The sequence below is a fragment of the Krasilnikovia sp. MM14-A1004 genome, assembly GCF_047159485.1.
In the GTDB taxonomy this organism is placed as follows: domain Bacteria; phylum Actinomycetota; class Actinomycetes; order Mycobacteriales; family Micromonosporaceae; genus Actinoplanes.
Window position 1 is genome coordinate 6,234,338 of record NZ_AP038773.1, and the last position, 21,576, is coordinate 6,255,913.

The 21,576-nt window shown below is 72.0% G+C and carries 20 protein-coding genes and 1 riboswitch; of the genes, 10 read left to right on the top strand and 10 right to left on the bottom strand.

The genetic code is table 11. The features are described from left to right. Nucleotides 1-7: 7 nt before the first annotated feature. Nucleotides 8-1,309 (bottom strand): BTAD domain-containing putative transcriptional regulator, encoded by a 1,302-nt coding sequence (locus ACMCNN_RS27030; protein ID WP_412743302.1) that lies wholly within the window; start codon nt 1,307-1,309, stop codon nt 8-10. 199 nt (nt 1,310-1,508) lie between these two features. Between ACMCNN_RS27030 and ACMCNN_RS27035 the strand changes: the two genes are divergently transcribed. Together ACMCNN_RS27035 and nhaA are read left to right on the top strand one after the other, a co-directional pair. Continuing rightward, complete coding sequence (locus tag ACMCNN_RS27035; protein ID WP_412743303.1) at nt 1,509-2,252, top strand: alanyl-tRNA editing protein; 744 nt, start codon at nt 1,509-1,511, stop codon at nt 2,250-2,252. A gap of 104 nt (nt 2,253-2,356) precedes the next feature. Further along, entirely contained in the window at nt 2,357-3,634 is a 1,278-nt protein-coding gene (nhaA, locus tag ACMCNN_RS27040; RefSeq protein WP_412743304.1) for a Na+/H+ antiporter NhaA, read from the top strand. A gap of 4 nt (nt 3,635-3,638) precedes the next feature. Here the strand turns inward: nhaA and def are convergent, their stop codons facing one another. Beyond that, nucleotides 3,639-4,184 carry a peptide deformylase gene (gene def / locus ACMCNN_RS27045; RefSeq protein WP_412743305.1) on the bottom strand — a complete coding sequence of 182 codons (546 nt, stop codon included), beginning with the start codon at nt 4,182-4,184 and terminating at the stop codon, nt 3,639-3,641. A 9-nt stretch (nt 4,185-4,193) separates the two neighbouring features. Further along, nucleotides 4,194-5,339 (bottom strand): M48 family metallopeptidase, encoded by a 1,146-nt coding sequence (locus ACMCNN_RS27050; RefSeq protein WP_412743306.1) that lies wholly within the window; start codon nt 5,337-5,339, stop codon nt 4,194-4,196. A 314-nt stretch (nt 5,340-5,653) separates the two neighbouring features. Here ACMCNN_RS27050 and ACMCNN_RS27055 point away from each other — a divergent pair, with 314 nt between their 5' ends. Next, nucleotides 5,654-6,898, top strand: a complete 1,245-nt coding sequence (locus tag ACMCNN_RS27055; protein WP_412743307.1) for an EAL and HDOD domain-containing protein — start codon at nt 5,654-5,656, stop codon at nt 6,896-6,898. A gap of 31 nt (nt 6,899-6,929) precedes the next feature. On the opposite strand, the gene ACMCNN_RS27060 is transcribed toward ACMCNN_RS27055, so the two are convergent. The 6 genes from ACMCNN_RS27060 to ACMCNN_RS27085 all read right to left on the bottom strand — a co-directional run bounded on the left by ACMCNN_RS27060 (nt 6,930) and on the right by ACMCNN_RS27085 (nt 11,176). Continuing rightward, complete coding sequence (locus ACMCNN_RS27060; RefSeq protein WP_412743308.1) at nt 6,930-7,217, bottom strand: hypothetical protein; 288 nt, start codon at nt 7,215-7,217, stop codon at nt 6,930-6,932. Continuing rightward, nucleotides 7,214-7,594, bottom strand: coding sequence for a nucleotidyl transferase AbiEii/AbiGii toxin family protein (locus tag ACMCNN_RS27065; RefSeq protein WP_412743309.1), 381 nt, complete (start codon nt 7,592-7,594; stop codon nt 7,214-7,216). The genes ACMCNN_RS27060 and ACMCNN_RS27065 overlap by 4 nt, the downstream gene beginning before the upstream one ends. Further along, nucleotides 7,594-7,956, bottom strand: a complete 363-nt coding sequence (locus ACMCNN_RS27070) for a hypothetical protein (protein ID WP_412743310.1) — start codon at nt 7,954-7,956, stop codon at nt 7,594-7,596. Before ACMCNN_RS27070 ends, ACMCNN_RS27065 begins: the two co-directional genes overlap by 1 nt. Nucleotides 7,957-8,037: 81 nt before the next feature. Then, entirely contained in the window at nt 8,038-9,630 is a 1,593-nt protein-coding gene (locus ACMCNN_RS27075) for an ABC transporter permease (protein ID WP_412743311.1), read from the bottom strand. Beyond that, the gene (locus ACMCNN_RS27080) at nt 9,627-10,547 is read right to left on the bottom strand and encodes an ATP-binding cassette domain-containing protein (RefSeq protein ID WP_412743312.1); all 921 of its coding nucleotides are present in this window, start codon (nt 10,545-10,547) and stop codon (nt 9,627-9,629) included. Before ACMCNN_RS27080 ends, ACMCNN_RS27075 begins: the two co-directional genes overlap by 4 nt. Then, entirely contained in the window at nt 10,544-11,176 is a 633-nt protein-coding gene (locus ACMCNN_RS27085; RefSeq protein WP_412743313.1) for a TetR family transcriptional regulator, read from the bottom strand. The genes ACMCNN_RS27080 and ACMCNN_RS27085 overlap by 4 nt, the downstream gene beginning before the upstream one ends. Nucleotides 11,177-11,253: 77 nt before the next feature. On the opposite strand from ACMCNN_RS27085, the gene ACMCNN_RS27090 reads away from it, so the two are divergent. From ACMCNN_RS27090 to ACMCNN_RS27105, 4 genes are all read left to right on the top strand, one after another. Continuing rightward, the gene (locus ACMCNN_RS27090; RefSeq protein ID WP_412743314.1) at nt 11,254-11,751 is read left to right on the top strand and encodes a metallophosphoesterase family protein; all 498 of its coding nucleotides are present in this window, start codon (nt 11,254-11,256) and stop codon (nt 11,749-11,751) included. Nucleotides 11,752-11,852: 101 nt separating this feature from the next. Further along, nucleotides 11,853-12,869 (top strand): efflux RND transporter periplasmic adaptor subunit, encoded by a 1,017-nt coding sequence (locus tag ACMCNN_RS27095; protein ID WP_412743315.1) that lies wholly within the window; start codon nt 11,853-11,855, stop codon nt 12,867-12,869. Continuing rightward, the gene (locus ACMCNN_RS27100) at nt 12,866-13,570 is read left to right on the top strand and encodes an ABC transporter ATP-binding protein (protein ID WP_412743316.1); all 705 of its coding nucleotides are present in this window, start codon (nt 12,866-12,868) and stop codon (nt 13,568-13,570) included. The genes ACMCNN_RS27095 and ACMCNN_RS27100 overlap by 4 nt, the downstream gene beginning before the upstream one ends. Further along, a complete protein-coding gene (locus ACMCNN_RS27105; protein ID WP_412743317.1) occupies nt 13,567-14,835 on the top strand; it encodes an FtsX-like permease family protein in 1,269 nt (422 codons plus the stop codon). The genes ACMCNN_RS27100 and ACMCNN_RS27105 overlap by 4 nt, the downstream gene beginning before the upstream one ends. 193 nt (nt 14,836-15,028) lie before the next feature. On the opposite strand, the gene ACMCNN_RS27110 is transcribed toward ACMCNN_RS27105, so the two are convergent. Beyond that, nucleotides 15,029-16,450: a glycine hydroxymethyltransferase gene (locus ACMCNN_RS27110; protein WP_412743318.1), complete on the bottom strand. Its 1,422-nt coding sequence runs from the start codon at nt 16,448-16,450 to the stop codon at nt 15,029-15,031. 19 nt (nt 16,451-16,469) lie between these two features. Further along, a riboswitch (ZMP/ZTP riboswitch) is annotated at nt 16,470-16,559 on the bottom strand. Nucleotides 16,560-16,971: 412 nt separating this feature from the next. On the opposite strand from ACMCNN_RS27110, the gene ACMCNN_RS27115 reads away from it, so the two are divergent. The 3 genes from ACMCNN_RS27115 (at nt 16,972) to ACMCNN_RS27125 (ending at nt 21,566) form a co-directional block, all read left to right on the top strand. Then, nucleotides 16,972-17,775: an RNA polymerase sigma factor SigF gene (locus tag ACMCNN_RS27115; RefSeq protein ID WP_412743319.1), complete on the top strand. Its 804-nt coding sequence runs from the start codon at nt 16,972-16,974 to the stop codon at nt 17,773-17,775. 66 nt (nt 17,776-17,841) lie between these two features. Continuing rightward, nucleotides 17,842-18,615: an aminotransferase class IV family protein gene (locus tag ACMCNN_RS27120; RefSeq protein ID WP_412743320.1), complete on the top strand. Its 774-nt coding sequence runs from the start codon at nt 17,842-17,844 to the stop codon at nt 18,613-18,615. A gap of 92 nt (nt 18,616-18,707) precedes the next feature. Beyond that, entirely contained in the window at nt 18,708-21,566 is a 2,859-nt protein-coding gene (locus ACMCNN_RS27125; RefSeq protein WP_412743321.1) for a GH92 family glycosyl hydrolase, read from the top strand. Nucleotides 21,567-21,576 lie beyond the last annotated feature (10 nt).

A 21,576-nucleotide genomic window follows, 5' to 3' on the forward strand; every position in this document is an offset into this window, starting at 1 on the left:
TGGCGGTTCAGGCGCTTCCGCAGGTCCCGACACTGCACCAGCGCCGCTGACCCTGCTCGTCCAGGAACAGCCAACCGCAGTGTTCACCGGGGCAGGCGCGCACCGTGAACCGTCGCGGGTCCGCCAGCAGGTGCGCCGCGCTCAACGCGGCGGCCCGCACCGGCAGGCGCAACCCGGCGCTCGGCGAGATCCGCCAGCCCCCGAGGCCGTCCGCCCCGCGGGCGAACGTCGCCGACCGCGCCGCCGACTCGGCCGCGTCCGCCACGGCCTTGAACGCGGCCGCGTCCCGGTCGTCGGTGAGGCAGGCATACAGATGAGTACGCAGCTCCCGCGCCTCGGCCAGGACGTCCGCCGCGGCCACGGGGTCGCGCCGCGCGGCGGTCAGCAGCCGTGTCACCACCCAGTCGTCGGTCAGGTCGACGTGGCCCGCCCACACCGCCAGCGCCCGGTACGAGCGCAGCCACTCCGCCCGGAACCCGCCGCCAGGGGCGCGTCGCGGCCGTTGTGCGCCCCACCCGGCGTACGTGTTGCAGAACTCCAGCGCCGGGTGGCCACCGGTCAGCCATGGCAGCCACTCGTCGCGGACCCGGACGGCGTACCCGGGCGCGGTCGGCCGGTCCAACGCCGGATCGGCCCGCGCCACCTGGTCCCGCAGGTGTCCGAGTTCCGGGCCGGGCTCGCCACCGGACTCGGCGAGCGCGCCCGCGACCCGGCTGAACAGCGCCAGCGCGTCCGCGCGGCGGCGCTCACGGTGCAGCGCGGTCATCACCAGACCGGCCAGCCGCTCCCGAGCCGGGTACGTCCGGGCCAGCGGGAGCAGGTCGGCGGCCGAATCGCCCGCGTCCAACCGCAGCCGCGCGTACCCCTCCGCGAGGCGGAGCCGCAACCGGGTCAGCTCCTCGTCGGCGGGCAGGTCGCCACGCCACAGCGCCAGCGCCGCCGCGGCCAGCCGGGCCCGCTGCGCCGGGTCGGCAGTGGTGTCGGCCGCGGCCGCGAGTTCCCGGAACCGGTACGCGTCCACGGTCGCCGGGCCGGGATCGATCCGGTACCCGTCGCCCACGTGCACGATCCGCACCCCGTACGGATCCAGCGCCTGCCGCAGCCGCGCCACGTACGTGTGCAGGGTGCCGCGGGCGGTGCGCGGCGGGTCGTCGGGCCACACCGCCTCGACCAGCCGGTCCGTGCTGACCGGCCGGCCCGCGGGCACGATCAGCAGGGCGGCCAGCGCCTGCCGCTCCTGCCGGCGCCCCACCGCGACGGGCCGCGACTCGTGGACGGCTTCGAATTCACCAAGCAGACGGAAATCCATGACGGCACGAGGCTAGGTCCGCTGTGTACGGTCGCCCAATGGCCGGATCCGCCAGCAACAGGTGGCCGAACGCCGACTTGGCTTTCCCGCGCCGCAGCGGGTAGCCGCGCCGCAGCGGGTAGCCGCGCCGGCTCGACTTCCCGCGCCGCAGCGGGAAGCAACGCCCGGCTTGGCCCCCGCCCGGTTCTAGACTGCCGGGATGGCGTTCGAGCAGCACGGACACACGCACCGGCTGGACTGGGTCGACCCGACGATCCGCGAGTGGGACTGCACAGTCGTCTCCTCCGACCCGGCCGACCCCGAGGCCGGGATCGTGCTGGACCGCTCGGCGTTCTATCCGGGCGGCGGCGGCCAGCCACCGGATCACGGCGTACTCCTCTGGCAGGGGGTGCAGACCCGGATCGTGGACACCCGCAAGGGTGACGACCTGTACCTGATCCCCGCGCCGGGTGACCCCGTGCCGCCCGCCGGGACGGCCGTGCGCGGCGCCATCGACGACGACCGGCGCAGCAGTCTCATGCGTACTCATTCCGGGCTGCACATCCTGTGCGGCACGGTGTTCCGCGACTTCGGCGCGCTGGTGACCGGCGGCAACATGCAACCCGGCGAGGCGCGGATGGATTTCAACCTGCCCGAGGTGCCGGCCGGGTTCAAGCAGTCGCTGGAGGACGCGGTCAACGCCGAGATCACCGCCGACCGCAGGATCGTGGCGCGGGTGCTGCCGCGCGCCGAGGCCCTGGCCATCCCGGATCTGGTACGCACGCAGGACGCGCTGCCGCCGCTGGACATGCCGGAGATCCGGGTCGTGGACATCGTCGGGCTGGACGTGCAGGCTGACGGTGGCACGCACGTGGCGTCGACCGCGCAGGTCGGCCGAGTGCAGATCGTCAAGGTGGAGAGCAAGGGCCGGCAGAACCGCCGCGTCCGCCTCCGTCTGGTCTGAGCACAAGCACAGCGCGGGACCGTCGCACGGCCGGTAGAGTCGGCGATGGTGTGCCGGGAAGTCTGGTCGGCGGTGTCGTAGTCACCTCAACCCGGAGGTACGTCATGGCCGCACCACGACTGTTCGGGCACGGAAGCTGGGCCGAGGCGCGCCGCATCGGGGACATTCTGAGCCGGGAGACCGTCGGCGGCGTCCTGTTGATGTGCGCCGCTCTGACCGCGCTGATCTGGGCGAATTCGCGATGGTCCGCCGCGTACCACCACCTCGGCGACATCCGGGTCGGTCCGGCGGCGCTGCACCTGGATCTCACCCTGAGCACCTGGGCCGCGGACGGCCTGCTGGCGATCTTCTTCTTCGTGGCCGGGCTGGAGGTCAAACGGGAGTTCCTCGCCGGTGACCTGCGCGACCCCCGGCGCGCGGCGCTGCCGGTCGCCGCCGCGATCGGCGGGATGATCGTTCCGGCGCTGTGCTACGTCGCGATCAACCTGCACGCCCCGGACGGGGCACTGCGCGGCTGGGCGATCCCCACCGCCACCGACATCGCCTTCGCGCTGGCCGTACTCGGACTGATCAGCACCCATCTGCCGACGGCGCTGCGCACTTTCCTGCTGGCCCTGGCGGTCGTGGACGACCTGCTGGCGATCATCATCATCGCCGTGTTCTACACCGCGGCGTTGCACCCGGTGCCGCTGCTGGTCGCCCTGCTGCCGCTGGCCGCGTTCGGGTTGCTGGCGCAGCGCCAGGTGCGCTCGTGGTGGCTGCTGCTGCCGCTGGCGTTCACGACGTGGACGCTGGTGCACGCCTCCGGGATCCACGCCACGGTCGCCGCGGTGCTGCTGGCGTTCACGGTGCCGGTCGCGCGTCCCGAGAACAGTACGGAGCCGTGCCTGGCCGAGCACTTCGAACACCGGTGGCGGCCGGTGTCGGCCGGGTTCGCCGTGCCGGTGTTCGCGTTCTTCGCGGCGGGCGTCACGCTGACCGGAGGCTTCGGTGCGAGCCTGCGCGAAACGATCACGATCGGCATCGCGGTCGGGCTCGTGGCGGGCAAGACGGTCGGCATCACCGGGGCGACCTGGCTGGTGCAGCGGTTCACCGGTGCCCGCCTCGCGGACGGGCTGAGCTGGTGGGACGTGCTCGGGCTGGCGATGCTCGGCGGGGTCGGGTTCACTGTCTCGCTGCTCATCGGTGAGCTGGCGTTCGGGGTGGGCACCGCCCGCGAACGGGACGTGAAACTCGGCGTCCTGATCGGCTCGCTGGTAGCGGCGGGGCTGGCGACGATCGTGCTGCGGCTGCGCAACCGGCACTACCGTCAGCTCTGCGCCGAGGAGGAACTCGACACGGACGCCGACGGCGTGCCGGACGTCTACCAGCGCCACGGGTGAAGCGTTAGTTCGAGGGCACGCCCGCGCCGACGCCCGGGTGCTGTGCGCTCTCGGCCAGCAGGCGCTTGCGCTGCTTCGCCGGGAGGCGGTCGACGTAGAGCAGGCCGTCGAGGTGGTCTGTCTCGTGTTGCAGGCAGCGGGCCAGGCGGCCGGTGCCGTCGATGCGCACCGGCTCGCCACGCATGTCGACCCCCGTCACGTACGCGAGGGCGGACCGCCCGACGTCCGTCTGCGGGCCCGGCACGGACAGGCAGCCTTCCCCGTCGACGTCCAGCTCGCGGCTCTCCGGCAGGTGCAGCACCGGGTTGACCACGTGCGCCACGACGTGCTTGCCCGTCGCGTCGGGGCAGTCGACGACGAAGACGCGGGCGTCCACGCCGATCTGGTTGGCGGCCAGGCCCACCCCGTTGGCCGCCGCCATGCTGGCGAACATGTCCGCCACGAGCTGCCGCAGGTCGTCGTCGAAGACGGTGACCTCGGCGCATCGGCGGTGCAGGACCGGATTGCCGTACCGGGTGATGGGCCGCGGGGTGCCGGATTGCGTCTGCACCGCCTCATCCTAGTTCGCGGTGGAGTCGGAGCCCCCGCCAGCGCTGTCGGAGCCGCCGTCGGCGTCCGTACCGTTGGGCTGGCCGGCGGCGCGGCGGCCCGCCCGCGCTGCCGCGTCCGCGGCGGTCCCGGCCCACGACCACGCCCGGCCCGCCTGGGTGCCCGCCCAGTCGCCCAGGTCGGCCGCGCCCCCGCCCATCCGCCGGACCAGCGTGACCAAGGGGTCCGGGGAGACCTGGAACGCCTCCGAGTAGTGCGCGGCGGCGGCCTTGACGTCGGCGGTGACCGAGGCGTCGCGGTCGTCGTCGCGGCGCGGATACTCGCCGCCCAGGATCCGCGTGTACGCGCCGGAGTCGATCCACCGGTTCAGCTCGGCGGCCCGCGCCACCGGGACCGGGTGGGTGCTCCACGCGGTCATGCCGATCTTGTGGATGCTGTCGCGCAGGTCCCCGCCACCCGCGTACTCGGCGGCCTGCTCCAGGAACGCCGCCGTGTCGATCTGCGACAGGTCCCCGCCCCCGGCCAGCTTCATCAACAGCCGCAGCGACGCCGCCGGATCCTGCCCCGCCAGCAGCCCCGCCCGGTCCGCGGACAGCTCCGCCTTGCGCCACCACTCGTACATCGCGGCGATGATGGCGCGCAGGGTGATCGCGCCGATCGGCACCCAGCTGACGTTGGTGACCCAGCGGGTCAGGATCGTCATGATCGTCTTGTACACGGCATGGCCGCTGCGGACGTGTCCGAGTTCGTGCCCGAGCAGCGCGCGCAGCTCGTCGTCGTCGAGCCGCTCCACCGCGGCCGTGGTGATGACGACGAACGCGCGGTCCATCCCGATCGCCTCGCCGTTGATGACCGGCTCCTGCCGGACGTACAGCTCGGGCAGCTGCGGCACGTCCAGGGCCGCGGCGGCCTCGGCGAAGAGCCGGTGCACCCGCGGATACTGCCGGTGGTCGACGCGGATCGCGCCGGCCAGGTACGACAGCCGGAAGCCGCGCTCGTTCCACATCCCGAAGAAGCCGCGCACCAGGTCGTCGAAGCCGCGCAGCTCGCGCAGCGCGGTGAGCGCGCCGCGGTCGGCGGGGTGCTCCCACGCCCGTGAGCTGATCCCGGTCAGGGTCACCCGCTGGCGCGCGGGTGGGTTGTCGTCGACCGTCATGGCGCTGTGCCCCTCTGCTCGTCCGATGCCGCTTGCAGCCTCGCGGGCGCCACCGCACGGGCGCATCGGCTGACAGCGGGACTTCCCCGCCGACCCGGCTGCGACTTTCGGCCGATCGCTGGGCGCGCGCCAGCCATCGACCAGGCTGTGAGACCCGGTCGCCTCTCCGAGCGCACGCCAGCCCAGCGACACGGCCGTGAGACCCGGCCGCCCTCCGGGCGCGGAAGCAGCCACCCACCCCGGCGCGGGAAATGAGAGCAAAGAATCCTCAGCAAAAGGTCAAGCGCCCAGCCGCGCTGCCGATGGGTGGGCCCGTGAATCCCTCGGTGGCCCGCGCGTTGTCCGGCACCCTGCCCGTCCATGTCGGCCGTCAGCCGATCTTCGACCGGCTCGGTGGTGTGGTCGCCTATGAGCTGCTGTTCCGGGGCAGCGTCGACGCCGTCGAGGCCGGCCACCGCGACACGTACGCGACCAGCAAGGTGATCGTGAACGCGTTCACCGAGTTCGGCATCCGTGAGGTCGTGGGTGACCGCTTGTGCTTCATCAACGTGACCCAGGAGTTCCTCACCGGCGAGCTGACCCTGCCGTTCGGCCCCGAGCAGGTGGTGCTGGAGGTGCTGGAGACGGTCGAGGTCGACGACGCCGTCGTCGCGGGCATCACCGAGCTGGTCGCCGCCGGGTACCGGATCGCCCTGGACGACTTCGTCTGGGGATCGGGGCACGAGCGCCTGCTCGACCTCGCCTCGTACGTGAAACTCGATCTGCTCGACGGTGACCTGTCCCGGCTGGAGGAGATCGTGGCGGCCTGCCGCCGCCGTCCCGGCCTGCAGATCGTGGCCGAGCGGCTGGAGACCGCCGAGCAGGTCGCGCTGGCCGACCGGTTCGGCCTCGAACTGCGCCAGGGGTACGCGCTGAGCCGCCCCCAGATCCTCACCGCCCGCAGCCTGTCCCCGTCGCGGATCCGCCGCCTCGAACTGCTCAGCGCGCTGTCCGCCGCGGACGCCGACCTGGAGCGGGTGCACAACATCATCGCCACGGACCCGGCCCTGTCGCTGCGGGTGCTGCGGGCCAGCAACTCCGCCGCGGCGGCCAGCGCCACCCGCATCTCGTCGGTACGCCAGGCCGTCGTCATGATCGGCCTCTCGCACATCCGGCAGTGGGCGATGCTCATGGTGATCGACGACGTGGCCGAGGCGACCGAGGACCAGCTGATCTCGGCACTGACCCGGGCCCGGCTGTGCGAGAACGTGGCAGGCGACGCCGCGGTGGCGCCGGAGGCCGCGTTCATGGCGGGGCTGATCGTGGGCGTGGCCGAGCTGCTGAATGTGACACCCGCCGTGATGGCCCGTCAGCTGCCGCTGGCCGCCGAGGTGACCGAGGCGCTGGTGGACGGGGCGGGGCGGCTGGGCAGCGTGCTGCGCACCGTGCAGGCGTACGAGCACGGCGACCTGGCCGGGCCGACCGAGGTGCCCGTCTCCGCCGACCTGACCACGAAGTGCATGGACGCGATGGCCTGGTCGACCCGCGCCGTCCTGGCCGCCGCCCCCGCCGGCTGCTGAACCAGCCCGGAGGCACCCAGCGTCCCGGCGTTCACTCCTGTGCTGTCAGGAGCTGGTTCTGCCAGCCCCGCATCCGATCTCGCATCGCAGCGATCTCGCGGGGTTCGATGCCGTAGTCGATGAAGTCCTGGTCATCGAACCGTGTGATGGAGCCGAGCATCCGGGCGAAAAGTTGGCGGTCGAATCCGGCATCGGCGTCTGCCGCGAGGCGACAGAGTTCGTCCGGCGTATACCGGCCTGCGGTAATCGCTGCGTCGATGTCGAGAAAGTCGCGAGCCGCCGCACGGTTGTAGAGGGCATCCATCTTGCCCGCCATCACGTCGTCGGATGGAGGACCGGGCCGATCTGCATCTCCACTGGCGGTTGCGCACGCCAGTTCGCCACGAGTTCGACCCGATGCTGCTCCTCTGGCGAACTGTCCCGACTGACGTGCGGCCGGGCGAACGTGTCCAGGCGGAGATCGACCGCGATCACGAAGCCTTCGCGCTGGTACGCGGCGATGACAGCGTCCACGGCCCGTGGAAAATCGGCGCGTTGCTGCCCGTCGGAGAAGAGGTCAACGTCCTCGCTCGGCCGGTCGAGAATGCCGTGAGCCGCGATCGCGTGGCCACCCGCCAGGGCGAAGCCGAACGGTCCGCCTGCGCGCAGCCCGATCTCGGCAAGACGTCGATGAACCGGGTTCGTCTCGTGCGGCACTACGCGGCGGTCCGCCGTGCCTCGGCGAGCACCGGGTGCTGGGATTCCCACAGCTCTCGTACCTGTGAGGGCAATACCAACCCGGCCCACAGGCGCACGAGCGTCGGGCCGTCCAGCCATTCGGTGAGGTCCTCGACGGTGGTCGCCTCGCGGAGCACCGTTTCGTACATACTGGCGATCCGGCGGGTGTTGTCGAGGTCGTACTGTGCGCGCCCGGACCAGTCGAGACGTCGGTTCAGCGTGATCTTGCCGGTGACCGGCCCGCGCAGGTCATCGAGATGATCACTCACCACATACGGGCGCTGGTCGGCGTAGCGCGATCCGCTTGGTGCGCCGTGTCCTGCACCGACGAACTCATCCACGACGTGATCTCCGACCCTGGCCTGCGCGGCTTGTCCGCCCACAACCATACTGAAAACGCGGCTACCGCGGTGCCCGTGTCATCAGCCCGCCGGGATGTCGCGGTGGCGTAGCCCGTACAGGCCTGCGGCGCCGAGTGCCACGGCCACGGCGGTGAGCACCACCAGCGGGGTGGCCGACGCGTGCCCGCCCGGCAAGTGCGGGATGTGCGTGAACGGCGACAGGTCGAGCACCCACTGGTCGAACTGCAGCGTGGTCCCCACCAGCAGCATCAGGGCGCAGGCCGCCAGCACCCCCCACGCCGCCGGGACGAGCCGGGGCAGCACCCCGAACAGCAGCAGCGCCACGGCCGCCAGCACCCACACCGCCGGGAGCTGCGCGAGCGCCCCGCCCAGCGCGACCGTCGGCGCGACGTCGCCACCGATCGCCCTGTACACCACGCCCTCGACGAGACCCGCCACGACCAGCAGCACGGTCGGGCCGAGCAGCGAGAACGCGAGGTGGCTGGCGGCCCAGCGCAGCCGCCCGGTGGCCGTGCCGAGCACCACCTCGGCGTGCCCGGTGGCCTCCTCGACGCGCATGCGCAGCGTGGCCTGCACCGCGTAGCCCGCGGCCAGCAGCCCGAGCATGCCCGCGATGCTGGCGAAGTAGGTGTTCACCAGCGCGGACTCCCCGCCCATCCGGGCGAAGATCTGGGCCATGGTGTCGTTGTCGCGCACCAGGTCGGCGACGCCGTCCGCGACGCCGCCGAAGACCAGGCCCAGCGCGGTGAAGCCGACCGTCCAGCCGATCAGCAGGCCGCGGTGCAGGCGCCAGGCCAGCGCGGACGCCGACCGCAGGCCAGGCGCCGCGGTCGCGGGCCCGAGCCGGTCGGGCAGCAGGCCCGAGCCGAAGTCGCGGCGGCCGAGCAGGACCACGGCGGCGGCACCGGCCGCGGCGGTGAACAGTACGGTCAGGACGGCGGGCCAGACCCGATCCCCACCGTACGGGTAGATGTGCTGCACCCAGCCGATCGGCGACAGCCAGGACAGCCAGGACAGCGTGCCGGAGCCGACCGCGCTGATGTCACCGGCCAGCCGCAGCACCCACGCCACGCCCAGCGCGAGGGCGGCGATCGCGCGGGCGCTGCGGGCGCTGCTGGTGAGCTGCGCCGCGATCGCCCCGACGGCCGCGAACGCCCACCCGGCCAGCAGGAACTCCGCGCCGAACGCCAGCGATCCGGCGACCGGCAGGCCCTGCCCGAGCATCCCGGCGGTGAGGATGGCGCCGAGCACGACGTTGGCGGCGCCGGTGACAATCAGGGCAGCACCGAGCTGGGCCCGGCGGCCGACGGGCGCCGCGCCGATCAGTTCGCTGCGCCCGGCCTCCTCGTCGGCGCGGGTGTGCCGGATGACGGTGAGCAGGCTGAACAGCGCGATCATGACTGGGATGAACCCGGCCCGCCAGGCCACCAGCTCACCGATGCCGGCGCCGGTGAGCCGGCCGTACAGGGCGACGAAACCCGCGTTGTGCATGCTGACGTCGGCGTACTCCTGGCGGGAGGCGGCCGTGGGGAACAGCCCCTTGAACGAGGCGACGTAGCTGACCGGGATGACGCCGAGCAGCACCACCCACAGCGGCAGCAGCACGCGGTCGCGGCGCAGGATGAGCCGGACCAGCCGGCCGGCGCCGGTCATCGCCCGTCCCCCTGGTACTGGTCACCCTGGTACTGGTCACCCTGGTACTGGCGCAGGAACAGCTCCTCCAGGGTGGGCGGCTGGCTGACCAGGCTGCGTACCCCGGCCTGCACGAGAGCCCGCAGGGCGGGCTCCAGCGCGTCGGTGTCCACATCGAACACCACGCGGCCGTTGTCCGTACGCAGATCGTGCACGCCCGGCAGACCGGCGAGGCCGTCGGCCGCGCCGCTCAGCTCGGCCTGGATCGAGGTACGGGTGAGATGCCGCATCTCGGCGAGCGTGCCGGTCTCCACGGCCCGCCCCTCCCGGATGATCGTCATCCGGTCGCAGAGCGCCTCCACCTCGGCCAGGATGTGACTGGACAGCAGCACCGTACGGTCGCGCTGCTTCTCCTCGCGGATCACCTCCCGGAAGACCTCCTCCATCAGCGGGTCCAGCCCGGAGGTCGGCTCGTCGAGGATCAGCAGTTCGACGTCGGAGGCGAGCGCGGCCACCAGCGCCACCTTCTGCCGGTTGCCCTTCGAGTACGCCCGGCCCTTCTTGCGCGGATCCAGCTGGAACCGGGCGACGAGGTCGTCGCGGCGCCGCGGGTCGAGCCCGCCCCGCAACCGGCCGAGCAGGTCGATGACCTCCCCGCCGGAGAGGTTGGGCCACAGCGTCACGTCGCCCGGCACGTACGCGAGCCGCTTGTGCAGGGCGGTGGCGTCGGCCCACGGGTCGCCGCCGAGCAGCCGGGCGGTGCCGGAGTCCGCGCGGACCAGGCCGAGCAGGATGCGGATGGTGGTGGTCTTGCCCGCCCCGTTCGGCCCCAGGAAGCCGTGCACCTCCCCGGTCCGTACGTTCAGGTCGAGGGCGTCCAGGGCCCTGGTGCGTCCGAAGCTCTTGACCAGAGCCTGTACCTCGATCGCCGCGGTCATGATTTCTCCATCGGAGTGATGATGCGGTCCAGGGCGGCCCGCGCCTGGTCGGCCTGTTCTGCGGTGAGCAGCGGCTGGGCGAAGATGTCGATCGCCGCGCGCAGCATCCGGCCGTGCCCGGCGGGCTCGGCCACGTCGCTGCCGAGAACGTGCGAGAGCTGATCGCGCATGAGGAACATGCCGAGTTTCATCGCGGCGATGACCGCGGAGAACGCACGCGGATCGTTCGTGGTGACGGGGGCACCGGCCAGCCACTGCTCCCCCGCCTCGACCATCCGCTCGAACATCGCGGTGGTCGCACCCTCCATCATGGACCGCACCAGGTACGCCTGCAGGCGCATCGTCTCGGGGTGCACAGAGGGCAGGAAGGTCTCGTCGGCGAGCCCGCCCCCGGAGAGTGCCTGCTCGCGGAGTTCGGCCGCCCGGGCCATGGCCCACTCGTCGCAGGCGTCGCGCAGGCCCTCCTTGGAGCCGAAGTGGTGCCGCAGCAGCCCGGAGGAGACCCCGGCGCGCTGGGCGATGTCGCGGACCGTGGCCGTGGCGAAGCCGTGCTCGGCGAACAGATCGATCGCCGCGTCCCGGATCCGGGCCCGTGCGGTGAGATCCTCGGCAGCACGTGCGCTACTCACGCGTGCAGCCTACTACACAGACGTACAGTTGGCTATACGTCCGTATCGCCCCTCGTGATGCGCTAGTCTCGGCCCCGATGCGACTGCTGCTGATGGCGGACACGCACGTGCCGCAACGCGCGAAGGACCTGCCCACCGAGTTGTGGGAGGCGGTCGACGCCGCCGACGTCGTCCTGCACGCGGGCGACTGGGTGGACGTGTCACTGCTCGACGCGCTCGAAGCCCGCGCGGCCCGGGTGATCGGCTGCTACGGCAACAACGACGGCCCGGCGCTGCGCTCCCGGCTGCCCGAGGTGGCCCGCGCCGAGCTGGGCGGGCTGCGCTTCGCGGTGATCCACGAGACGGGCCAGGCCACTGGGCGCGAGGCGCGCTGCGCGGCGCGGTTCCCCGACGTGGACGTGCTCGTCTTCGGCCACTCGCACATCCCGTGGGACACGGTCGCGCCGGGCGGCCTGCGGCTGCTGAACCCGGGCTCACCGACCGACCGGCGCCGCCAGCCGTGCCACACGTACCTGACCGCGCTGGCGGACGGCGGGGCGCTGACGGAGGTCACGCTGCACCGGGTCGGCGGCTGACCGGCACCGATTTGCATGATCCCGGTAGCCTCCTCGCCGGGCTTCATCCACGTTCGTGATGATCGCCCGGACTGTCCGAACGGCCAGGCGAAGGAGAATCGGTGGACGGACGCAGACTCGCCTGCGCCGGCGCGACGGTGCTGGCACTCGCCCTCCTCTCCGGTTGCACAGGGTCCAAGGACAAGCCCGAGACACCGGATCTCGAAGCACGCGGCACGGTCCTCACCACCGTGAAGCCGACCCGGCAGGACCTCTCCAACCAGATCAGCCTGGCCGGCAAGGTGACCATCAACCCGGTGTTCGGGATCGTCGCACCCACCGACGGCGAGCTGCGCTACGTCGACCGGCAGCCGTCGAAGACCCCCGCCACCCGGCCGATCTGGGTCGCCACGGTGTGGCGTGACGGGGTGCCACGCCGCGTCGAGATCCCGAAGGACTCCCTGCTGGCCGGGCGGCTGATGGACGACCACGCCGACGTCACGGCCGGGATGCCTGTCATCTCCGCACAGCACGCCGGATACGGCATCGTGGCGGACATCGACAGCGAACAGGCGTACCGGGTGTCGGGCGCGGTCAAGACCGTCCGGGGGCAGATCAAGAACGGGCCGGGCCCCTTCACCTGTACGACGCTGGGCACCATCGCGGCGCTGCCGGCCGGAACCATCCCCGCGCCGCCCGCGCCCAAGACGCCCGCGCCGCAGCAGTCGGGGCAGCCCGCCCCCGCGGAGGCGCCCGAGGCACCCGAGGCACCCCCGGCCGAGAGCGGCGGCTCGGAGCCGACCGGCATGCGGCTGGTCTGCGTCGCCCCGGACACCGTCAAGCTGATCAACGGCGCGGCGGTCACGCTCGAAGTGGTGACCGCCAAGGCCAGCAAGGCGCTGGTGCTGCCGGTAGAGGCGGTCGCCGGCGTCCAGGGCCGGGGGAAGGTCGACGTGGTCGGCGCGGACCGGACACGCAGGACCGTGGACGTGGTGCTCGGGCTCACCGACGGCAAGGTCGTACAGATCAAGTCGGGCCTGCGGGGTGACGAGACCATCGCCGTCCCGGGGCCGGACCTGCCCGCGGCGCCGCCCGGCGGCGAGAACCCCGGGGACGGCGCTTCCGGAGCGCCCAGATGAGCCAGCCGCTGATCGAGCTGACCGGCATCACCAAGGTCCTCAAAGGACAGGCGGAGCCCCGTACCATCCTGGCCGGGGCCGACCTCACCGTGCGGGCCGGGGAGAGCGTGGCGATCGTCGGCCGGTCCGGGTCCGGCAAGAGCACGCTGCTCAGCCTGATCGGCCTGTTCGACCGGCCCGACGCCGGTGAGTACCTGCTCGACGGCCGCGACATCAGCCGGATCTCCGAACGCCGGGCCGCCAAGCTGCGCAGCTCGCACTTCGGCTTCGTGTTCCAGCGCTTCTTCCTGCTCAAGCACCTGACCGCGGCGCAGAACGTGGCCATGGCGCTGGTCAACGGCCAGGGCTGGCTGCCCCGCCGGGAACGCCGCGCCCGGGTGCTCGACGCCCTCGACCAGGTCGGCATCGCCCACCTCGCGAAGAACCGCCCGGCCCGGATGTCCGGCGGCGAGCAGCAGCGGGTGGCGATCGCCCGGGCACTGGTCCGCCGTCCCCGGGTGCTGCTGGCCGACGAACCGACCGGCGCCCTGGACACCGAGACCGGCACCGTGGTGATCGACGCACTGACCGAGGCGACCACGCGCGGCTGCGGACTCATCCTGGTCACTCACGACCGCGACCACGCGGCCCGGATGGGCCGCATCCACGACCTCGTCGGCGGGGTCCTCACCGAGCGCATGCCGGAGGCGGGCTCAGCATGAGGCGGTTCTCGGGGAGGTACCGGTCATCGCTGATCATCGGTCTGCAGGGCATCCGGGCGCGCAAGCTGCGGACGCTGCTGTCGATGGTGAGCCTGTTCCTCGGCGTGCTCGCCGTGGTGGTCGTGCAGGCGGGCGCCAGCATCGCGGACCGGGCCATGCTGGCCGACCTGGAACTCACGTCCGGTGTGGACGGCACCCGCACGATCGACATGCCGGCGAATCCGCAGGCGGCCGACATCGTCATCAGGAGCGTCCACGGCCGGTCCGACGCGGTGGCGTCGCTGACGGTCTCCAGCATCATCGGCGAACCCGGCGTCCGGCCGGTCAACGAGGGCGGTGCGCCGATCGGCGAGAGCTGGGGCGGCGGTCAGACCTGCTTCCCGGACGGCCACTGCGAGGACATGTCGTCGGGCCCGGTCGGCGAGGCGGTCGAGGTCCGGCTCACCGCGCTGACCGGCGACATCCGTACGTTCCGGCCGTTCCGGCCGCAGTCGGGGCGCTGGCTGGACTTCACGACCGTGCCGGCGATGGCGCCGCGGCTGGTGCTCAACAGGGAGGCGGCGAAGGGCTTCCAGCAGCACCGCGTGCCCGCCGAGATGCGCGTCGCCGGTGCACCCACCAATCTCACGCCGCAGTTCATCGGCGTCGTCGACGACGGCGACACCCAACCGCACGCCTACGCGCGGCTCGACGAGCTGACCAACTGGCTGCCCGCCGCCGGTCTGGCCAACGGCGAACTGCGGGTCATGCTGGCGCCGCCGACCCCGGTCGAGCAGGTGCTGACGTCGCGGCTCAAGGGCGCCGGGGTGGACATGTACCCGGAGACCATCGACTCCCACAAGCAACGCGAGAAGGAACTGAAGCTGATCCGGCTGGTCTTCTTCTCGATGGCCGGTCTGGTCCTGCTGATCGGCGTCGCGGGCATCCTCAACGTCGGCCTGGCCACGGTCGGCGAGCGGGTGGAGGAGTTCGCCCTGCGCCGCGCGGTCGGCACCCCGCGTACGTTGCTGGCGGGCATCGTGCTGGCCGAGACGCTGCTGACCGGGCTGCTCACCGCGGCCGCCGCGATCGGTACGGGCATCGCCGGCCTGAAGCTGGTCACCACCCTGGTCGGGGATTCCGAGCCGTTGCTGCACAACGTGCAGTTCCCCTGGGAGGCCGGGGTGGCGGGTATCGTCGCGGGCATCGTCGCCGGTGTGCTGGGCGGTTTCGTCCCGGCCATCCGCGCCGCCCGGATCCCCATCGCCACCGTCATGCGCGCCTGACCCGCCGAGCGCCCTCTGGGGCAGCCGCGAGTCGCGTCGAGAGCGCACCCCTCCCCCGGCCCGTCGCTTGTGGACGCACGGACCTGGCAGGGTGCGGGGATCCGCTCATGAGCCGCAAGGCGAATGGATCCCCGCACCCGTTGTCGGCGGGAGCAGCGGTATGGCGCACGACGAACGTGCGACCAACGAGAACTCAGCCCAAATCAACCTGGGGGTAGAGGGGGAACGCCGACAAGAGTTCGGTGGCCTGCTTGGAGATGCGGTCGGCCAGTGCCGGGTCGAGGTCGAACTTGGCCTTCGACGCGCCCGACTTGGTCTGGCTGAGCACGGTGTGCATCAGCTCGGCGATCTGGTCCATCTCGGCCGCGCCGAGCCCGCGGGTGGTCAGGGCGGGCGTGCCGACCCGGATGCCGGAGGTGTACCAGGCGCCGTTCGGGTCCTGCGGGATCGCGTTGCGGTTCGTCACGATGCCGGAGTCCAGCAGGGCCTGCTCGGCCTGGCGGCCGGTGAGGCCGTACTTGTCGACGTCGATCAGGACGAGATGGTTGTCGGTGCCGCCGCTGACCACTGTGGCGCCGCGCTTGAGCAGGCCCTCGGCCAGCGCCTGGGAGTTGTCCACGATGCGCTGTGCGTAGTCGGCGAATTCCGGCTGGCGGGCCTCGGCGAACGCGATCGCCTTGGCGGCCATGACGTGGCCGAGCGGGCCGCCGAGAACCATCGGGCAGCCGCGGTCGACCTGGTCGGCGAGCTCGGGCTGGCACAGCACCGCGCCACCGCGCGGGCCGCGCAGCGACTTGTGCGTGGTGGTGGTGACGATGTGCGCGTGCGGCACCGGGTCGAAGTCGCCGGTGAAGACCTTGCCCGCGACCAGGCCCGCGAAGTGCGCCATGTCCACCATGAACGTCGCGCCGACCTCGTCGGCGATCTCGCGCATGATGCGGAAGTTCACCTTGCGGGGGTACGCCGAGTAGCCACCCACGATGATCAGCGGCTTGAACTCGCGGGCGGTCTCCCGCAGGGCTGCGTAGTCGATCTGGCCGGTGGCCGGGTCGACGCCGTAGCTGCGCTGGTCGAACATCTTGCCGCTGATGTTGGGGCGGAAGCCGTGGGTGAGGTGGCCGCCCGCATCCAGCGACATGCCGAGCATCCGCTGGTTGCCGAACGCGGCGCGCAGCTCTGCCCATTCGGCGTCGGTCATGTCGTTGACGTTGCGCTTGCCGACCTTGGCCAGCGCCGGGGCCTCGATCCGGTCGGCCAGCACCGCCCAGTAGGCGACCAGGTTCGCGTCGATGCCGGAGTGCGGCTGGACGTACGCGTACGGGGCGCCGAACAGCGCCTTGGCGTGCTCGACGGCGACCGACTCGACGGTGTCGATGTTCTGGCAGCCGGCGTAGAAGCGGCGGCCGATGGTGCCCTCGGCGTACTTGTCGGAGAGCCAGTTGCCCATGGCCAGCAGTACGGCCGGGGAGGCGTAGTTCTCGCTGGCGATGAGCTTGAGGGATTCGCGCTGGTCGTGCAGCTCCTTGGCGATCGCGTCGGCGATGCGGGGCTCGACGGCGCGGACGGCCTCAAGGGCGGAACGGAAAGCAGTCGATTCAGCGTTCAGTGCAGGCATCGGACCTCCCTATCACAGGTGAAGAGGCCCAGGCGCACGGCATACGTCAGGTGACGGGACCGCTCCCCGATGGTTGACCCATCCGAACGCGCCAGTCACGGCCCGCCGCCAGCATACAAGCCCGCCTCGCGGGGTGCGGTGTTCCGGAACCCAGATTGCTTGCCTGTTAATACAGGCGTCGATGAAACTCCAGAGAAGCGCTCTCCGTCGCCCATCCCCACGCCGGGAGCCCGTCAAGCCCTTTCCCCGGGGGCACGCACACCGGCGGGCGGCGGAGAGATCGCTTCACCCTTCCGAGTGGCCGTCCAGCGTAGCGGAGCCGTCACACAACGTGACTCATACTTTCGGCTAGTCATCGCTCGACCTATCAGTTAAGTTGTTCTTATCCGAACGGCCTAGTACGTGCGGGCCGTCGGTGGTTGCTCCAACAGCCATCGATCCGCGCAGATAGCTACACCTGGCCCGGCCGGCAGTTCCCCCTGAACCGGCGCGGCGGGCAGGTGCCAGGGAGGACGACTGACATGACCGCTACCGCGACACTGACCGCCGAGGCGCCGACCGCGATCCGGCCCGACACCCCGACGGATAACGCCGCCGCGCTGCTCGATGCCCTCGCCACGGCCCCCGCCGCGGACCGGGCCCAGCTGCGGGACCGGACGATCGAGGCATGGCTGCCGCTCGCCCGGCACCTCGCGCACCGCTACAGCGGGCGCGGCGAGCCCACCGACGACCTGATCCAGACCGCCACCATCGGGCTCATCAAGGCCATCGACCGGTTCGACCCCGAGCGCGGCGTCGACTTCACCGGCTACGCGATCCCCACCATCATCGGGGAGCTCAAGCGTCACTTCCGTGACCGTACGTGGTCGGTGCGGGTGCCGCGTCGGCTGCAGGAGCTGCGCCTGTCGATCACCGAGGCCAACGCGCACCTCACCCACACGCTCGGCCGCAGCCCGACGGTGGCCGACATCGCCGGGCACCTCGACCTGACCGAGGAGGAGGTCCTGGAGGGGCTGGAGGGCGCCCGCGCGTACACCGCGACCAGCCTGTCCACGCCGATCAACGCCGACGGCACCACCTCGCTCGGCGACACGCTCGGCACCGAGGACCACGAGTACGAGATCGCGGAGACCCGCGTGGCGCTCGGCCCCGCCCTGGCCACCCTCGACGCCCGCGAGCAGAAGATCCTGACGCTGCGGTTCTACGGCAACCTGACCCAGTCGCAGATCGCCGCCCAGGTCGGCATCTCCCAGATGCACGTGTCCCGGCTGCTCACCAAGGCGCTGGCCAAACTGCGCAACCAGCTGTCCGCCGACAACCTCTGACGTTTCCTCACCCGAGTCGCAGCCGGCACGACCGAGAGTGGTCGTGCCGGCTGCGATGCTGTGGCCATGGCGCAGTTGAACGGGCGGCCGGTCACCGTCGAGGAGCTGGCGAAGCTGGCCCTCACGAACTACGGCCACTTCACCAGCTTCCGGATCGAGGACGGCTGCGTCCGCGGACTCGGCCTGCACCTCGACCGGCTGATCCGGGACTGCCGGGAGCTGTTCGGCGCCGACCTGGACGCCGGCCGGCTGCGCCACCACATCCGCAACGCGGCCCCGGCGACCGGGACCGCGACCGTCCGGGTCACGGTCTTCGACCCGGCCATCGACCCGGGCAGCCCGGATCTCGCCCGTGACCCGCACACCCTGGTCACCGCGCGGGCGGCGGCCGGCTCGGCGCCGACCGCGTTCACCGCACGGACGACCACGTACGTCCGCGACGCGCCGGAGGTCAAGAGCGTCGGGCTGTTCGGGTCATTGCACCACCGCCGCGCCGCCCGGCTGAACGGATTCGACGACGCGTTGTTCGCCGACCCGACCGGTCACGTCTCGGAGGGCGCGACCTGGAACATCGGCCTGTACGACGGCTCCGACGTCATCTGGCCCGACGCCGCCTGCCTGTCCGGCGTGACCATGCGGCTGCTGCGGCAGGCGCACCGGCACCGGACGATGCGGGTGCGGGTGTCCGATCTGGCCGGCATGGAGGCGGCGTTCGCGACGAACGCCGCGATCGGCGTACGGGAGATCTCCCGGATCGACGGCGTCGCGTTCCATCCCGCCCATCCGATCATCGAGGCGCTCCGCACCGCGTACGCGGCAGTTCCCCCGGAGACCATCTGAACGGCCTGCGGCAACCCGTTGACACATTGGTGAAGGTCGATGGAAGCTGACCACTGCAGTCGATATGACATCGATGTCAGTGGGAGTTGCCCGTGTTCGGATTCCGTACCGTCGCCGTGCTCGCCGGGGTGGTCCTGACCGTGCCGCTCGGCGCGGCCGCTGCGGGCGCCGCCCCGGCCCGCCTCATCACCGACCCGGCCGCCTACGTCAACCCGTTCATCGGCACCACCAACGCGGGCAACACGTATCCGGGGGCGGTCACCCCGTTCGGGATGCTGGCCTTCAGCCCGCAGACCTCGCGCGGCAACCAGGTCGCCACACCGGCACCGGGCGGCTACCAGTACACCGCCACCCGCATCCGCGGCTTCAGCCTCACCCACCTCAGCGGGGTCGGCTGCTCGGGCGGCAACGGCGACATCCCGATCATGCCGCAGGTCGGCGCGATCGCGACCGCGCCCACCGCGGACACCACCGACGCGGTGTACGCCAGCACGTTCTCGCACGCCAACGAGGCCGCCAGCCCCGGCTACTACCGGGTCGGGCTGGACAGCGGGGCGGGCGCGGAACTCACGGCCACGCCCCGCACCGGATTCGGGCGGTTCACCTTTCCCGCGGACAAGCCCGCCAGCCTGCTGTTCCGCACCTCGATGTCGGAGACCGGCAGCACGGACGCGACCGTCCACATCGACCCGTCCGCGCGGACGGTCAGCGGCTCGGTCACCGCGGGCAACTTCTGCGGGCCGCAGAGCGCCGACAACCGCAGGGCGTACTACACGCTGCACTTCGTGGCCACGCTCGACCAGCCGTTCGCGGAGAGCGGCACGTGGACCGACGCCGCGCTGACCAGGGGCGGCACCGACGCGCGGGGCGGCAGCGGGTACAGCGGGTCGGGACGCCCGGTGGCGGGCAAGGGCTCCGGCGGGTACGTCACGTTCGCGCCGGGCACCACGACCGTCGGGGTCCGCCTCGCGATCTCGTACGTGAGCCAGGGCGGCGCGCAGGCCAATCTGGCCACCGAGAGCCCGGCCACGCTGCCGTTCGAGACGATGGCGGCCGGTGCGCGGGCGGCATGGACCCGGCGGCTGCGGCAGATCGCGATCGGCGGCGGCACGGTGGCGCAGCAGACCACGTTCTACACCGCGCTGTACCACGCCCAGCTCGAACCCACCCTCACCAGCGACGCCGACGGCCGGTACACGGGCGCGGACGGCGCGGTGCACGCCGTCCGCGCACCCCAGCAGGCCCAGTACGGCACGTTCTCCGGCTGGGACGTCTACCGCGCCCAGGTCCAGTTGCTGGCCCTGCTGGACACCCGGATGGCCAGTGACTTCGCCCAGTCGCTGTACAACTACGCGGGCCAGCGCGACGGCGAGTGGGACCGGTGGCTGCTGCAGCACGGCAAGACCAGCGTCATGTCCGGCGACCCGTCGGCCGCCGCCATCGCCGGGATGTACGCGTACGGCGCCCGCGACTTCGACGTGCGGGGCGCGTACGAATCGCTGGCGCGCGCCGCGACCGTGCCCACCGCGAACGACAGCAGCGACGCGGGCTGCCCGGTCGAGTGTGTCGGCCAGCGCCCCGCCCTCGACAAGTACCTCACCCTCGGGTACGTGCCCGCCGACGACTGCCACTGCTGGGGCGGTGCCGCCGAGACCCTGGAGGACGCGGCGGCCGACTACGGCCTGTCCCAGCTCGCCGGGGCGCTCGGCGACGCCGACGGGCAGCAGCGCTTCCTGGAACGCTCGCACAATTGGCGCCACGTCTTCGACGCAGCCGCCCGGGCCGACCCAGGGCTCGCGCACAACGTCCGGGAACAGATCGACGCGATCACGGCCAGCGGCGAGAACGCCCCGTACGAGGGCAGGGCGCAGGGGTTCGACGGCGACAAGGGCACCAAGTGGCTCACGTTCGCGCCGACCGGCTGGCTGCAGGCCCAGCTCAAGTCCCCGCTGACCGTGACGAACTACGCCGTCACCTCCGCCAACGACGAGCCCGGCCGGGACCCCCGGGACTGGCTGCTGCTCGGCTCCGCCGACGGCGAGACCTGGTCGCCGGTCGACGCGCGTACCGGGCAGCGGTTCACCGAGCGGGGGCAGACCCGCGAGTTCACCGTCGCCGAGCCGAAGCCGTACCTGTACTACCGGCTGGAGGTGACCGCCAACTCCGGCGCCGACATCGTGCAGCTCGGCGAGCTGGAGCTGGCCGACCCGGCGGTGCCCACCCCGGCACCGGAGGACGGGCCGTTCGTCGGCTGGATGCGCGACCGCTACGCCGACGGGCATTGGGCCGACGGCTTCAGCCCGTCCACGGGCACCGGCTTCGTCGAGGGCAGCAGCGCGCAGTACACCTGGATGGTCTACTCCGACCTGGTGGACCTGGCCGCCGCGATGGGCGGGCCGGAGGTCGCCGTCCGGCGCCTCGACGCGTTCTTCCGCAACCCCGACGGCAGCTTCGACCTGAGCGCGACGAAGGCCACCCGCTTCGACGCGACCAACGAACCAGACATCCAGACCCCTTATCTGTACGGGTACCTGGGCGCGGCGTACAAGACGCAGGAGACCGTGCACGCGATCACCACGAAGCTGTGGAGCGACGGCACCGGCGGCATCCCCGGCAACGACGACGCGGGCACGATGAGCGCCTGGTACGTCTTCTCCGCCCTCGGCCTGTACCCGGTGGTACCGACCCGCGGCGAGCTGGCCCTGACCACGCCGGTCTTCCCCCGCGCGGTGCTGCGGCTCGACAGCGGCCGGACCCTGACCATCGACGCACCGCGCGACAGCACCGACGCGATCTACATCCAGCGGCTCAGCGTCGACGGGCGCCGCACCACCCGATCGTGGTTGCCCGCATCGACGATCACCACCGGTGGGCGCCTGCGCTACACCCTGTCGACGGCACCCAGCCTGACCTGGGGCAGCGGACCCGGAGACGCGCCGCCGCAGCACTGAGCGGTGGCGG